We start from the raw sequence: 14546 nt of genomic DNA, 5'->3' as shown, positions 1-14546 counted from the left end.
GCGCCGGCCGCACGTCAGCGCCTTCGCTCAAGGGCAATCCTTACTGGTTCGATTTTCCAGATCCGCTCGCAGTATTCGCGAATGGCGCGATCGGATGAAAACTTCCCCGAGCGCGCGGTATTGACGATCGACATGCGGTTCCAGCGCGGTGTGTCCTGCCACGCCGCGCTGACGTCCTGCTGGCGAGCCACGTAAGCGGCGTAATCGGCAAGTACGAGAAACGGATCGTAGTTGACGAGGTTATCGAGCAGCGGCCGGAACATCTCGCGATCGCCGCGCGAAAAATGTCCACTGCCGATCATCTCGATCACGCCGCGCAATTCATCGTTGTCGCGCACGCACTCGGCTGGCCGATAGCCGTCGCGCCTCGCCCGCTCCACCTGCTCGGCGGTCAGACCAAACAGAAAAAAATTCTCGTCGCCGACTTCCTCGCGGATTTCGACGTTCGCACCATCGAGCGTGCCGATCGTCACCGCGCCGTTCATCATGAACTTCATATTGCCGGTGCCGGACGCTTCCTTGCCGGCCGTCGAAATCTGCTCCGACAGGTCCGCGGCCGGATAGATGAACTGCGCGTTCTTCACATTGAAATCCGGAAAAAACACTACTTTCAGCCGCCCGCTTACCACCGGATCGTTGTTCACCACTTCCGCCACGCCGTTGATCAGGCGAATAATGAGCTTCGCCATGGCGTAGCCCGGCGCCGCCTTGCCGCCGAACACAAAGCACCGCGGCGGCACTTCGAGATGCGGATCGCGCCGCAGGCGTTCGTATAGCGTGACGATGTAAAGCGCGTTCAGATGTTGCCGCTTGTATTCGTGAATGCGCTTCACCTGAATATCGAACAGCGCGGCGGGATCGACGGCAATGCCCGTCGCGCTACGCATATTCGCCGCGAGCAATTCCTTGTTCGCCCGTTTGACGCGGCGCCAGCGGTCCTGGAACGCCGGGTCGTCCGCGTACTCGTTGAGCTTGCGCAGCTTGGCGAGGTCGGTCGCCCACCGGTCGCCGACTGCTTCGGCGAGCAGCGCCGCAAGCCCCGGATTGCTCAGCATCACAAAGCGCCGCGGCGTCACGCCGTTGGTCACGTTATGGAATCGCTCGGGCCAGAATTCGGCGAAATCTCGCAACACCGTCTCTTCGAGCAGCTTCGAATGCAGCGCGGCTACGCCATTGACCGCATGGCTGCCGACCGTCGCCAGATGTGCCATGCGCACGTGCTTCTCACCGCTCTCGTCGATCAGCGACATGCGTGCAAGGCGGACATCATCGCCAGGGTAGCGATGTCGCACTTCGCCGAGAAAGCGGCGATTGATCTCGTAGATGATTTCGAGCGGCCTCGGCAGCAGGCTTTGAAACAGCGGCAAGCCCCATGTTTCGAGCGCTTCGGGCAATAGCGTGTGGTTCGTATAAGCGAATGTGTGCCGCGTGATCTCCCAAGCTTCGTCCCAGGGCAGCAACTTTTCGTCGACGAGCAGTCGCATCAGTTCAGCGACCGCGATCGACGGATGTGTATCGTTCAGCTGCGCGCTAAACAGGTATGCAAAGCGGCCGACGGGTTCGCCCTTGAGCGCAAGCAGGCGCAGCATGTCCTGCAGCGAACACGAAACGAAGAAGTACTGCTGCGCGAGGCGCAAACGCTTGCCCGCTTCAGGCTCGTCGTTCGGATAGAGCACCTTCGACAGCGTTTCCGATTTCACCTTCTCATGCACGGCCTCGTAGTAGTCGCCTGCGTTGAAATCCTGCAGATCGAACGACTCGACCGCCTCGCTCTTCCAGAGCCGCAGCGTGTTGCACGTATTCACGCGAAAGCCGGGCAGCGGCGTATCGCATGCCACACCCTTGACCGTGTATCCCGGAATCCAGCGCACGCGAAAGCATCCCGCTTCGTCGGTGGCGCTTTCCGTACGGCCGCCGAAATTCACATAGAAGGCGACATCGGGCCGCGACATCTCCCACGGATTGCCCCTCTGCAGCCACTTGTCGGTGATCTCCACTTGCCAGCCGTCACGGATTTCCTGATCGAATATGCCGAACTCGTAACGGATGCCGTAACCGATCGCCGGAATTTCGAGCGTGGACAGCGAGTCCATGTAGCAGGCGGCAAGGCGCCCCAATCCGCCGTTGCCGAGGCCCGGCTCCTCCTCGATCGCGAGCAGCGTGTCGAGGTCGACGCCGAGCGCCTGCAGCGCGCTGCGCACGTTGCTCTCGATGCCGAGGTTGATCAGGTTGTTGCCGAGCTGCGGACCGATCAGAAACTCCGCCGACAGATAGCAGGCAACCTTCGCATTGCGCGTCGCATAGGCATGGCCGGTCGCGACACCGCGCGTCATCATCCGGTCGCGCACGGCGTACGCGAGCGCCATGTACCAGTCGTGCGGCGTGGCGATCTCCGGGTAGCGCGCCTGCAGACAGATCAGGTTGTCGACGATATCGCGCCGCAGTGCGTCGACGCCAAGACCGCTGCGGGCCGGTTCCGCACCCGGGGTCGAGGTGAGGGTTGCTGCGTCTTCCATGGGCTGCCTTATCGTTGTTACGCCTGTGTGCCGCTTGCGCGGATCTCAGAACGGCCACACCCAGTCGGCGATTTCCGCGCGATCGGTGCCGTGCGTATGGGCGTATTGCAGATTGCTGATAATCGCGTTCCTCATGTCTTCTCTCAGATGCGCCGTGCGCCCCTGCAGGCGCGGCACCCGATCGAGCACGTCGATCACGAGGTTGAATCTGTCCACCTGATTGAGAATGGCCAGCTCGAGCGGCGTATTGATGTTTCCCTTTTCCTTATAGCCCCGCACGTGCAAATGTTCATGATTGCGGAAACGGTAGGCCAGCTTGTGGATCAGCCACGGGTAACCATGAAAGTTAAAGATGACCGGTTTATCCACGGTAAACAGGCTGTCGAATTCGCGTTCCGTCGAGCCGTTCGGATGCTCGCTCGCCGGCTGCATCCTGAAGAGGTCGACCACGTTGACGAAGCGCAACTTCAGTTCAGGCAGGCGTTCGCGAAGCATCGCCGCCGCGGCAAGCGCTTCCTGCGTCGCGACATCGCCGCACGACGCCAGCACGACGTCCGGATCGGCGTCTTCGTCGGTGCTCGCGCGCGCCCATACGCCGATGCCCTTCGCGCAATGCACGATCGCCTCGTCGATCGTCGTGAATTGCAGATGCTTCTGCTTGTCGGCGACAATCACGTTGATGCAGTCGGTCGAGCGCAGGCACTGGTCGGCCACGACAAGCAGCGTGTTCGCATCGGGCGGCAGGTAGACGCGCGTCACCGACGGGCTCTTGTTCGTGACGAGGTCGATAAAGCCGGGGTCCTGATGCGAGAAGCCGTTATGATCCTGCCGCCATACCGTCGACGAGAGCAGGATATTCTGCGACGACACCGATGCGCGCCACGGCACATGGTTCTTGCAGATGTCGAGCCACTTCGCATGCTGGTTGAACATCGAATCGATGACGTGCGCGAACGCCTCATAGGTATGGAAGAAGCCATGCCGCCCCGACAGCAGGTAGCCTTCGAGCCAGCCCATCAGCGTGTGTTCGGACAGCATTTCCATGACACGGCCGTCGCGCGCGAGTTCACCGCCGTCCTCGTCTTCGGGCAGCATATCGGCCATCCAGACCTTCCTGCTCACCTCGTAAATGGACTGCAGGCGGTTCGACGCAGTTTCGTCGGGCCCGAATACGCGAAACGTGTGCATGTTCTCGCGCATCGTGTCGCGCAGATAGTCGCCGAGCGGACGCGTGTTCTCGTGCAGCACCTTGCCGGCGTCCGCATCGGCGACGTTCACCGCGTACGCGCGGATGTCGGGCAGCTTCGGATCGCGACGCAGGGTGCCGCCGTTCGCATGCGGATTGGCGCTCATGCGCCGCGGGCCCACGGGCGCGAGCGCTTTCAGTTCGTCGATGAGCCGGCCATTCGCATCGAACAGTTCGTCTGGCTTGTAACTGCGCATCCATTGCTCGAGCACGTCGAGATTCGCAGGATTGCCGCGCACGTCGGCAAAGGGCACCTGATGCGAACGCCACGAACCTTCCACCTTGTGGCCGTTGATTTCTTTCGGCCCGCTCCACCCTTTTGGCGTGCGCAGCACGATCATCGGCCAGCGCGGCCGTTCAACGTTGCCGCCCGCGCGCGCCTGTTCGCGAATCGCGCGAATTTCCGCCACGACCTCATCGAGCGTGTGCGCCATTTTCTCGTGCATTTCGGCGTGGTCCGAACCCTCCACAAAACGCGGCCGGTAGCCGTAGCCGACGAAAAGCGCTTCGAGCTCTTCGTGGCTGATGCGCGAAAGGATCGTCGGATTGGCGATCTTGTAACCGTTCAGATTCAGGATCGGCAGCACGGTGCCGTCGCGTGCGGGGTTGATGAACTTGTTCGAATGCCACGCCGTCGCCAGCGGACCGGTTTCCGACTCGCCGTCGCCGACCACGCACGCGACGATCAGATCGGGGTTATCGAGCGCGGCGCCGTATGCATGGGACAGGCTGTAACCGAGCTCGCCGCCTTCGTGAATCGAGCCGGGCGTTTCCGGTGTGACGTGCGAGCCGATATGGCCTGGAAACGAAAACTGCTTGAAGAACTTCTGCAAGCCCTCGGCGTCTTCGCTCTTGTCCGGATACACCTCAGAGTACGTACCTTCAAGATACGCGGGGCCGAGCACGCCCGGCGCGCCGTGACCGGGGCCTGCCATGAAAATCACATCGAGATCGTCGCGCTTGATCACGCGGTTCAGATGCGCCCAGACAAACGAAAGCGCGGGGCTTGCGCCCCAGTGACCGAGCAGGCGGTATTTGATGTGTGTGGGCTTGAGCGGCTCCCGCAGGAGCGGGTTGTCGAGCAGATAGATCATGCCGACCGACAGATAGTTGCATGCGCGCCACCAGGCATCGATCAGCCGGAGTTCCTCGCCGTCGAGCGCGGGGTGTGCCGTGTCCGCTACGGGCTGCTTGCTCATATCGATGCCTCCTGTCCTTGCCGCTTCGGCAAGATCAGATGAAACTGCGGAAGGAAACACCGCCCGCATCGGCATGCCGATGCGCATTGGATATGCAGCGTTGTGCGTACGACGAACTGCTTCTTATGTTCACGACGTAAGTGCGCTGACGCGGCACCGCCACGGCGTTCCTGTCATAGCACGCTCTTTTCTTTCTTGCCGTTCGATCTTCGAAGCGAAATCAGGTTCATCGCGATCACCGCTATCGCCACGCCGACAAATATAGCAAGTGCCCCGTAGCGGAATTCCATTGTCTTGTCGTAGACGAGCCCGTGAATCGCTGCATAAAGTCCGCCGAGCCAGATCGCCACGCCTATCAGCGCGATAGAGACACGTCTCTCGGATTTCTTCATGAACACCTCTAACGCCGTCGGGTCTTAAGCGATCCTTCCGCGACCGATTCAGCTTAGTACACCCATGCAGCGTTCTGCTATTGGATCAAGGTCCAATATCGTTTACCGCATTCGCGTCCGATACTCGGCTGACGAGGCAAGCGCCCGCCGCCTAGGCGAAACGTCCATTCCGATCGGGGCCAGCCGTCTCGCGCAGGACACGTCGCAGCAAACGACTACATACAATCGAGCCACTTCGGCGTGCGCGGGCGAACGAGCCCAGACGGTTAACTAGTGCCGCCGCGCTACGGAGCTGAAACCGTGAAAACAACACTCACCGCCATCTCATGCGCCGTAGGCTGCGCGCTGTTTCCGCTAGCAGGCGCCGCCGCCGATTTCGGCGGCAAAAACCCGCTTATCTGCGCCACCGTCGATGCGCATTCGTGCGATCCCGGCGAAATCTGCGAACGCGCATTGCCGGCCGACATCGGCTTGCCGCAATTCATGCGTATCGATTTCGCGAAGAAGACAATCGAGGGAACGTCGCGCTCGACGCCGATCGAGTCTATGGAAAAAATGCCTGACCAGATTCTGATGCAGGGCAAGGAACTCGGCTTTGCGTGGACGCTCGTGCTCGATTCAACGACTGGCGAAATGACCTCGATGATCGCGGATCGCGACCACGCCTACGTGCTGTTCGGCGCCTGTACGCCGCGATAAACCTGTTCGTGCGCAGCGCGGATCGACCGGGTATGCGAGTACGCTGCTCCGTGTTTCAACGCATCACAAAACAGCTTTGAATGACCTAACATCAAGATTAAGTTGACGCCCCACGAGGAACAGCAATGTCCTCGCATATCGGACGACGGATCAGAGCCGTGCACATGTGGCTGTTCGTCACGCTGACGAACGCAGCAGGTATCGTGTGCGCGCAAACGCCCTTGCCGGCGGAGCAACAACCGGCGCAAGCCGCGCCGCCGGCGCAAGCGGCACAAGCGGCGCAAGCGAGTCAGCCAGCCCCTTTCAAACCCGAAGAAATCGAAGCACTGGTCGCGCCGATCGCACTTTACCCGGACTCCGTACTATCCCAGGTTCTGATGGCCTCGACCTATCCGCTCGAGATCGTGCACGCCGCGCGCTGGGTCAAAGCGAATCCGAAACTGAAGGGCGACGCCGCGATCAAGGCCGTCGAGAGTCAACCATGGGACGTCAGCGTGAAATCGCTCGTTGCGTTTCCGCAAATTCTCGAGCCGATGAACGATAAGCTCGACTGGACGCAGAAGCTCGGCGACGCATTCCTCGCGCAGGAAAAAGACGTGTTTGCCGCCATTCAGCGTTTGCGCGCGCGTGCGAAGGACTCAGGCAACCTCAAGTCGACCGAACAGCAGAATGTGGTCGTCGACCCGCCGGCCCAGAGCGGCGGACAGAGCATCGTGCGCATCGAGCCTGCCGATCCGCAGGTGATCTATGTGCCGGCCTACAACCCGACGGTCGTCTATGGCACGTGGAGCTATCCAGCGTATCCGCCATACTACTGGCCGCCGCCGCCCGCCTATTATCCGGGCGCCGCGCTCGCGACCGGCTTTGCATGGGGCGTCGGCCTCGCCGCCGCGGGCGCGATTTTCAGCAACTGCAACTGGGGCGGCGGCGACGTCAATATCAACGTGAACAAGGCCGCGAATATCGACCGCAACTTCGATCGAACCAAGGTGCAGGGGAACGGCAACCGCTGGCAGCATGACGCGAGCCATCGTCAGGGCGTCGCGTATCGCGACAACGCGACTCGCAACAGGTACGCGGGCAATGTGCCCGGAGCCGAGGCACGAAACGATTTTCGCGGTCGCGATAACGCTGCGAGCCAGCGCACGAACGCCGCCGATCGCGCCGGCGCGGGCAACCGTGCTGCGGCGGCCGAGCGCGCCGGAGCCGGCAACCGTGCAACGGCCGCCGACCGCAGCGGCGCGGGCGCAGGCGATCGCGCGAGCACGGCGGACCGCGGCGGCGCAGGCGCAGGCAATCGCGCATCGACCGTGGACCGGGCAGGCGGACGCAACAGCCGCGCATCGGTCGCGGACAACTCGAGCCTCGGCGACCGCGGCGGCATCCAGAATCGCAGCAACGCGGGCCCCGGCAACGTCAGCCGCGCGAGCGATCAGGTCGGCGGCGGCAGTTTCGGTGGTGGTGGCGGCGGGCGCGACAGCGCCTTTCAAGGCGTGGGCGGCGGCTCTGCGCAGCGCAGCGCCGATCGCGGGCGTTCGAGCATGCAGAGTTCCGGTTTCAGCCGGTCGAGCGGCGGGGGTGGAATGCGCGGTGGCGGCGGAATGCGAGGCGGCGGCAGGCGCTAGGGAGGCGACAGCATGAAGCTACGGTCAGGGTTCGGCGTGCTGCGCGAGACGCTTGCCGGTGCGCTTCGCGTGTTCGCCGCCGCATGCGTGTTCGGCGCCGTGACGATATCGGCCGCACACGCGCAGAAAACCTTCAGTAGTCCGGAAGCGGCGATGAATGCATTTGGCGAAGCGGTCATCGACAACCGCGAGAGCGCGCTGCAATCGATCTTCGGCCGCGACTTTCGCCAGCTGATTCCGCCGGTCGGCGCGGAAGTGCGTGGCCGCTTTATCGACGAATGGAACATATCGCATACGGTTCAGACGATCGATGCGACACACGCGCGGATTGCAGTCGGCAACGACGGCTGGACCTTCCCTGTTCCGCTCGTGAAAGCCGCGCAAGGGTGGCACTTCGATACGCGCGCGGGCGTCGAGGAAATGCGCGTGCGCCGGATTGGCCGCAACGAACTGGCGGTCATACAGGCGCTGCTCGCCGTCTACGACGCACAGCGCGAATACGCAACGACCGATCATGACGGCGACGGCCTGCTCGCCTATGCATCGAAACTGGCGAGTTCGCCGGGCAAGCAGGACGGCCTCTACTGGCCGACACAGCCGGGCGAACCGCCGAGCCCGCTCGGGCCGGCGTTTATGAAGGCTGGTTCCCGCAGTGCCGAGAGAAGCTCGTACTATGGCTATCACTACAAGCTTCTGACGTCGCAAGGTCCTCATGCGCCGGGCGGCGCCTATGACTACCTCACGCATGGCCGGTTATTCGGCGGCTTCGCAGTTATCGCGTGGCCAGTACGATACGACGACACCGGCATCAAGACGTTTATGGTGAGTCATGCTGGACAGGTCTATGAACGCGACCTGGGCCCGGGCAGCGCAGCCACTGCCAGCGCGATGAAGTCGTTCGACCCCGGGCCAGGCTGGAAAAAAGTTGCACCTTGATTCGACCGATGCGTTGACAGTCCGTCCAGCTCGCTACGCCTCCGCGCCGCCCCGCGCGCTTCGAGTAGGCAACCCATGATCAGGTTCGCCGGCTGCCTCATCTCATTGCTCGTTGCGCTCGTTGCGCTCGTTACCGCAACGTCGGCCGACGCGGCGCTGCGCTATAACCGCGACACCGTGCAGTTGCCGGAGGATGCGGCCCTTCCGACGCTGTCGCCACGACCGGAGCAGCGCTTCTGGGATCAGATGTTTCGCGCCCAGGGGGTCGATCCAGGCTCGAACAAGGCGCGCATCGTGCGCGCGTGGATCGACAGGATCGGGCAAGATCCGCTTATCGCATCGGCGATCCCGGGCGGCGCAAACGGTATCGGGCGGCTGTTTCTCGATCCGCAGGCACGTGAAATCGTCATGACAAACGGGCTTGTGCGGCTTTCCGCCACCGACAGGCTCAGCTACGTTGCGCTGATGACGAAGTTTCTCGACGAGCTCGTGCCGGTCAATTGCTTCGGGTTGACCAGCTTGAGCGATGTCATGGCGCGGGTCACGCTGCGCGAGATGCCGGAACCGGATGTCGCGCAATACTTCGAGCTGCTTTCGAAGGTGCTGGAAAGCGATGCGCTCAATCGCCCGGTCATTCTGCCGACAGGCGCGCAGTATGCATCGGCGCAGCATCATCTCTCGCGCGCGCTCTTTGTCCAGCTCGGCGGGAACACATACGATATGTCGCGTTTCGAAAACTACGTATCCAATCCATCCCAGGCGACGCCGAGCGACGCATGCTGGGCGACGCGCGTGACCTTGCATGCGATCCTGTCGATGCCCGATCCCGACCGCGACGTCGTTCTGCTTCTTACGATCATGCATTCGGTCGACGAAAGCGTAACGCCGGCACGCGGCGCTTCGTCACCCATCGCGCCGTCGCCGGCTTCCACGCAGCCGGGGCGCGCGCGCGGACACTGACGCAGCGAATGACCGGCATCGCTGGCGATCGGCAGGCGCGTAACTCGCCAGGATTTGTGACTCGCCAGGATTTGTTTCCCACACCTGATCCCGGTTTATGCCTCACACGAATATTTGGCGTGGCGTCGCGCATCTTCGAAGGCCTGCGCAAGTCCGCGGCGCGGCTGCAAGCGATGCCGCCCGATCGAGTCGCCGCCGCCGCATCGCACTCACGGCGGCGCCGCTAGTTCAGCACTTATTCGGCCGGATCAACCGGCGAAGCGGGCGCGCCACGCGCCTCGATCGCCTTACCGGCGAGCAGACACAAGTCCTCGCGAAAATGCCCGGCGACGATCTGCACGCCGACCGGCACCGAGCCGGCCATGCCGGTCGACACGACGAGCCCCGGCAGCCCCATCGCCGGCAGCGCGCGCATTGTCAGTTGCGCTTCCCAGACGCGCTGAAAGCTCGCGTCGCCCTGCATGTCGAGGTCGTCGGCAAACGGCAGTTCGCCCGATACCGGCAGCAACAGCACCGGGTATTGCGCGAGGAACTGACGCCACGCGCGCGTCAATGTCGTGCGCCGCACGAGCGAACGCGTGAGCGCATCGGCGGGCATTGCCTCGACCGTCGCGCGCACGCCTTCGACCACGGCACGCGCGCCAGGGTCGCCGTCGCGCGCAACGGCGTCGACCAGTGCGGGATAGCCGTCGCCGAGCCACAGACGTTCCTGCACCTCGCCTGCCTCGCGAATCAACGGCGTGTCGTCGATCTGCTCGACCGTCCATCCGGCATCGGCAAGACGCCGCCCGGCATCGAGCAACGCGTCTTCCACTTCCTTCGCGACGGCCATGCCGCCGGGGCGCAGACAAAGCGCGGCTGTGAGCGGCGCCTGCGGGCCGTCGAACGGAACCGGCATCGACCACGGGTCGCGCAGATCGGGCGCCGACATCGCGATCAACGCAACGCGCAGATCTTCTACCGTGCGCGCGATCGGCCCCGCACTCGACATCAGTTGCGCGCCGATCGGCCGCTCCGGCGACGACGCATTGAAAGCCGGCACGCGGCCAATGCCGGGCTTGATGCCATGCACGCCGCACGCATACGCGGGATAGCGAACGGACCCGCCGATGTCCGTGCCAAGCGCGAGATGTCCGATCCCGGCCGCCACCGCCGCCGCGGCGCCGCCGCTCGACCCGCCCGGCGTCAGCGACCGGTTGCGCGGATTGTATGTACGACCGTGGATCTGATTGCTCGTGAACCAGCGCAGCGCGAACGTGGGCGAGTTCGTCCGGCCAAGCAGCACAGCGCCCGCGCGAACGAGGTTATCGACGACGGGGCTGTTGAACTCAGCCACCAGGTTTTCCTGCAGACGTGTGCCGTTCGTCGTCGCGAAGCCCGCCTGATCGACGTTGATCTTGGTCGTGACCGTGACGCCCGCGAGCGGACCCGGATCTTCGCCGCGCGCAATCGCCCGATCGACGAGATCCGCCTGTTCGTAGACCGATTCGGGACGGTGCGCAACCACCGCATTGATACGCGGGTTCACCGCATCGAGCCGCTCGAGCGCATCCCGCGCGGCTTCACGCGCGGATACTTCGCGATTGCGGACAAGCCGTGCGAGTTCGGTTGCCGATAAACGCCAGAGTTCAGACATGAGCACGCTCCTAATGTTTGCCAAACCGGCTACGCCATCGATGACGGTAGCGTCCCTTACCCCGCTTTATCGCTTACGCTGCTTTGTGCCGCTCACGTGCGCGATGCAAGCCCCGATGCAGCCCAGATGCAAGCCCCCCGCCATGCCGGTCAAGCCGCTTCGCCGCCGCGCCCCCCGACGCCCTGGTCCTGCAATTGCGCGAGATGCCGTAACAGCTTCGTCACCATTGCGACGACCGTGAAAGCGAGAATCACGAAGAACAGCGCGAGCGGCGTTAGCACATGCACGGAGACGAAACCGGCAAGGCCCATCATCGCGGCCGATACGAGCAGCAGCGCGCAGCCGAGAATCGCAGCGGTCAAACCCGCGATATTCGGAAACAGCGAATTGCCCTTGGCCATCAGCGTCGGATACATCGCGCCGGCGCACACGCCCATCACGAGAACCGGTATAGCGAGTGTCCAGACGCGTAGCCCGACCGTCAACGCAAGCAGCAACATGACGACCGACGTGCCCGCCATGACGCGCGCGCCGATGCGCAAGCGCTGCTCGGCGGTCGGCAGACGCGGACCGTGAATACGATTGGACAGACCGCCGATAAAGTACGCCATGCCGATGCCGAGCGCGAGGTAGCCGAAGTACGTCGGCGGCTTATGCAACGTGTTCTGCACCATGAACGGCCCGACGATATTGAAAACGAGCAGGATGCTGTAGCAGATGCCCTGCGCAAGAAAGCAGCTCTGGAAGATGGGGCTCGACAGCACCTTGCGCGCGTTGACCATGAGCGTGCGCATCTCGAGCTGAACCGGCACCGGCAAGGTCTCCTGATAGCGCCACCACACCGCCCACATGAGGAGCGAATAGACGAGCAGGAAAACAAGGCACGAATGCCAGCCGAACCATGTCTGCAGATGCGCGCCGATCACCGGCGCGATAATCGGTGCCAGCCCCCAGGCGATCGAGAGATACGTGAACGCGTGCATGAGCGCCTCGCCCGAAAACGAGTCGGTGGTGATCGCCTTCGCAAGCAGATTCGTCGCGGCGATGCCGAAGCCCTGCAAGCATCGCGCAAGCACGAACGTTTCGAGATTCGGTGCGGCGAGCGAAAGCAGACAGCCGATCGTGTAGACGATCAGCCCGAACGCCAGCACCCGTTTGCGCCCATATGCGTCGGCAACGGGGCCGAACACGAGCTGCCCGAATGCGTAGGCCGCCATGAAGCCGGACACGCTCGACTGGATCGCTTGCGGCGAGGTCTGAAAGTAACGCGCCATCGCCGGTAGCGCGGGCACGTAGATATCGATTGCAAGCTGGCCTGCCGACGTAAACAGGCAGGTCAGAAAGATCAGGAAGCGCTGCGAGTTCTTTGAACGCGCGGAAGAGGCACGGTGAGAGGGATGACTGGCTGGGGTATCGTCTTTCATGAAAGCATCGTGGAAGCGGATCGCGGCGACGGCGCGTCATGCGGCCCGAACCATCGAAAGCCGCCTGCATGGCCGTTAAAGACAGGTATTGTGCCTGAGCTTTCGCCAACCGATGCGAGTCCCCACGGCACACGCATTGGCATTCAGTCAGCCACGCGGCGCCGCTCGCCATTCCGCACGATGCTTCTTCGAGTGCGCCGTGCGCATTCTGCGCACGACGTTTACTCCTGCTCCGCGCAGGAGAGCTGCGTTTCCACGCTGCTGACCCAGCGGCAAACGAGCGTACCGTCGACGGTCCGCCCCCACGTTGCCGCGAGCCTCGTCGACCGCGCCGAGTCGACCGTATGAGTCTCTGGCGACGCTACATCGCGCTGCAAACCGAACAGCTCCGTCGCTGTCGACGTAGACCTCGAAATCGTGCAGACAAGCGTTGGCCGCACCGCCGCACGCCACGACGCCGGAATATCGGCGCTGCACTGCGTGATCATCTTCTCCATATGCACCTCCGCATTTGAAGTGCGCACAAGAGGAAATCTGCAACAATGATCGGCGCACTTGAATTCAGAACAGACGGAAAACACCGGCTATTCCGAATCATTGGGCAAACTAAATTTTTTTTCTTCTGTTCTTGCCGACAAAAATCAGGACTATTCCACCACTATCCTGATGCGCGCAAAGTGCGACGAATCGTCGTCCACGACGGGCCGTGAAAAAGAGGCGCGAGGAATGACCTGATCAGTCAGCCGGATCGTCTTCGAACTTGCGTTCGACCTTAACGCCGGACGTCGCCGCAACCCTTGGCGAAACGCCGAAGCGTTGCCTGAATGCACGGCTAAAATGCGCGGCATTCAAAAAGCCGCATCGGTACGCGATCTCCTTGATATGCAAGCGGCGTTCGCTCATACGCGTCAGCAATTCGGCAGCGAGTTCGAGCCGCAGACACAGCACGTAGCGCATCAACGATTGGCCGTCCGTGCGGAACAGGCGATGCAGATGTGCTTCCGACGCTCCAACCGCAGTGGCAACGAGCTTTACGCTGAGATCGACATTGCCGATGTTCTGCGAGATGAACCGCTTGGCGCGCAACAGCGTCGCACTGCTGCTGCGCCGGCTCGCGAGGCCGTAAGGATCGTCGATGATCGCGCTGAAGATGTCGAGCAGATGCTCGCCTTGCCGGCGACGCAACTCGATACTCGTATGCCCGCTCTGCCGGCCGATCAGTTCGACGGTTTCGCACACCGCGCGCACGTCCGGCTCGGTCATGTCCGGCGTCAGCAACCCGAGCCGCCGCTCGCGAAAACCGCCGCGATCCGCGAGGACCTTGCGCGGAATTCTGAGCACGATGGCCTCGGAAGACTGATCGAAGCGCTGGACATGCGGCACGTCCAGATCGATCAGCACCACGCTGTCGGCGCCGCGGATGTGCTTTTGTCCGTTTGCTTCGATTGTGACGCCGCCGGACAGGATCACGGCCAGATACACGAATCGTTCGGTATAGGTCGAATCAGGCATCAGCGACAGATTGCCGACTTCGAGCAGCATCAAGCCGAGCGGACCGAGGCTCCAGTTGCGCACGACGGAGTCGCCGGGCCCGCCGGCTCCGAATTGGACCAGCATGCCGTCCACGCGAAACGCTTCCTGATGCCTGCGATCGACAGCGTCTGTGTCCATGCGAACACTGCTCACCTCGAATCGGCCGATTGCCGCGCGCTCAGTATCCATGTGCTTTAGCGAGAAAAACGCGCGGCCGTTTAATAGCAATATTAAGCATTCGATCCGTGATAAAGAAACAGCACATCTGAATCCTGATATGTTCAGTCAAGGCACTGCAACGGACAGGCAAATCGAATTCCCATTCGCGCAGCAAGCGCAACCGTTGCGCGATCCCGGCGCAAAACACTAAAGATCCGATC

Annotated in this window: 13 protein-coding genes; 6 read left to right on the top strand and 7 right to left on the bottom strand. The window is 62.6% G+C overall.

The genetic code is table 11. The features are described from left to right. Positions 1–14: 14 nt before the first annotated feature. The 3 genes from QYH69_RS13335 to QYH69_RS13325 form a co-directional block, all read right to left on the bottom strand. The gene (locus tag QYH69_RS13335) at positions 15–2516 is read right to left on the bottom strand and encodes a glycogen/starch/alpha-glucan phosphorylase (protein ID WP_308832328.1); all 2502 of its coding nucleotides are present in this window, start codon (positions 2514–2516) and stop codon (positions 15–17) included. Between the two features lie 45 nt (positions 2517–2561). Beyond that, positions 2562–4961: a phosphoketolase family protein gene (locus tag QYH69_RS13330; protein ID WP_308832327.1), complete on the bottom strand. Its 2400-nt coding sequence runs from the start codon at positions 4959–4961 to the stop codon at positions 2562–2564. Positions 4962–5134: 173 nt separating this feature from the next. Beyond that, entirely contained in the window at positions 5135–5353 is a 219-nt protein-coding gene (locus QYH69_RS13325; RefSeq protein ID WP_308832326.1) for a DUF2964 family protein, read from the bottom strand. Between the two features lie 300 nt (positions 5354–5653). Here QYH69_RS13325 and QYH69_RS13320 point away from each other — a divergent pair, with 300 nt between their 5' ends. The 4 genes from QYH69_RS13320 (at position 5654) to QYH69_RS13305 (ending at position 9573) form a co-directional block, all read left to right on the top strand. After that, the gene (locus QYH69_RS13320; protein ID WP_308832325.1) at positions 5654–6052 is read left to right on the top strand and encodes a hypothetical protein; all 399 of its coding nucleotides are present in this window, start codon (positions 5654–5656) and stop codon (positions 6050–6052) included. 125 nt (positions 6053–6177) lie between these two features. Continuing rightward, positions 6178–7677 (top strand): DUF3300 domain-containing protein, encoded by a 1500-nt coding sequence (locus QYH69_RS13315; protein ID WP_308832324.1) that lies wholly within the window; start codon positions 6178–6180, stop codon positions 7675–7677. 12 nt (positions 7678–7689) lie between these two features. Next, positions 7690–8613 (top strand): DUF2950 domain-containing protein, encoded by a 924-nt coding sequence (locus QYH69_RS13310; RefSeq protein ID WP_308832323.1) that lies wholly within the window; start codon positions 7690–7692, stop codon positions 8611–8613. A 75-nt stretch (positions 8614–8688) separates the two neighbouring features. After that, a complete protein-coding gene (locus tag QYH69_RS13305) occupies positions 8689–9573 on the top strand; it encodes a hypothetical protein (RefSeq protein ID WP_308832322.1) in 885 nt (294 codons plus the stop codon). A 235-nt stretch (positions 9574–9808) separates the two neighbouring features. Here QYH69_RS13305 and QYH69_RS13300 read toward each other — a convergent pair whose 3' ends face one another. The 3 genes from QYH69_RS13300 to QYH69_RS13290 all read right to left on the bottom strand — a co-directional run bounded on the left by QYH69_RS13300 (position 9809) and on the right by QYH69_RS13290 (position 13130). Beyond that, a complete protein-coding gene (locus tag QYH69_RS13300) occupies positions 9809–11209 on the bottom strand; it encodes an amidase family protein (protein WP_308832321.1) in 1401 nt (466 codons plus the stop codon). Between the two features lie 149 nt (positions 11210–11358). Further along, positions 11359–12633, bottom strand: coding sequence for a multidrug effflux MFS transporter (locus tag QYH69_RS13295; RefSeq protein WP_308832320.1), 1275 nt, complete (start codon positions 12631–12633; stop codon positions 11359–11361). Positions 12634–12854: 221 nt separating this feature from the next. Then, positions 12855–13130, bottom strand: a complete 276-nt coding sequence (locus QYH69_RS13290; RefSeq protein WP_308832319.1) for a hypothetical protein — start codon at positions 13128–13130, stop codon at positions 12855–12857. Between the two features lie 58 nt (positions 13131–13188). Here QYH69_RS13290 and QYH69_RS13285 point away from each other — a divergent pair, with 58 nt between their 5' ends. Next, positions 13189–13368, top strand: coding sequence for a hypothetical protein (locus tag QYH69_RS13285; protein ID WP_308832318.1), 180 nt, complete (start codon positions 13189–13191; stop codon positions 13366–13368). Here QYH69_RS13285 and QYH69_RS13280 read toward each other — a convergent pair whose 3' ends face one another. Beyond that, complete coding sequence (locus tag QYH69_RS13280) at positions 13369–14304, bottom strand: AraC family transcriptional regulator (protein WP_308832317.1); 936 nt, start codon at positions 14302–14304, stop codon at positions 13369–13371. Here QYH69_RS13280 and QYH69_RS13275 point away from each other — a divergent pair. Then, the gene (locus QYH69_RS13275; protein ID WP_308832316.1) at positions 14303–14536 is read left to right on the top strand and encodes a hypothetical protein; all 234 of its coding nucleotides are present in this window, start codon (positions 14303–14305) and stop codon (positions 14534–14536) included. The two genes, QYH69_RS13280 and QYH69_RS13275, sit on opposite strands and share 2 nt — an antisense overlap. Positions 14537–14546 lie beyond the last annotated feature (10 nt).

The sequence above is a fragment of the Paraburkholderia sp. SARCC-3016 genome (genome assembly GCF_031119615.1).
In the GTDB taxonomy this organism is placed as follows: Bacteria; Pseudomonadota; Gammaproteobacteria; order Burkholderiales; family Burkholderiaceae; genus Paraburkholderia.
Note: the sequence above shows the minus strand (reverse complement) of the source record. Positions and strands in the feature narration are given on the sequence as shown.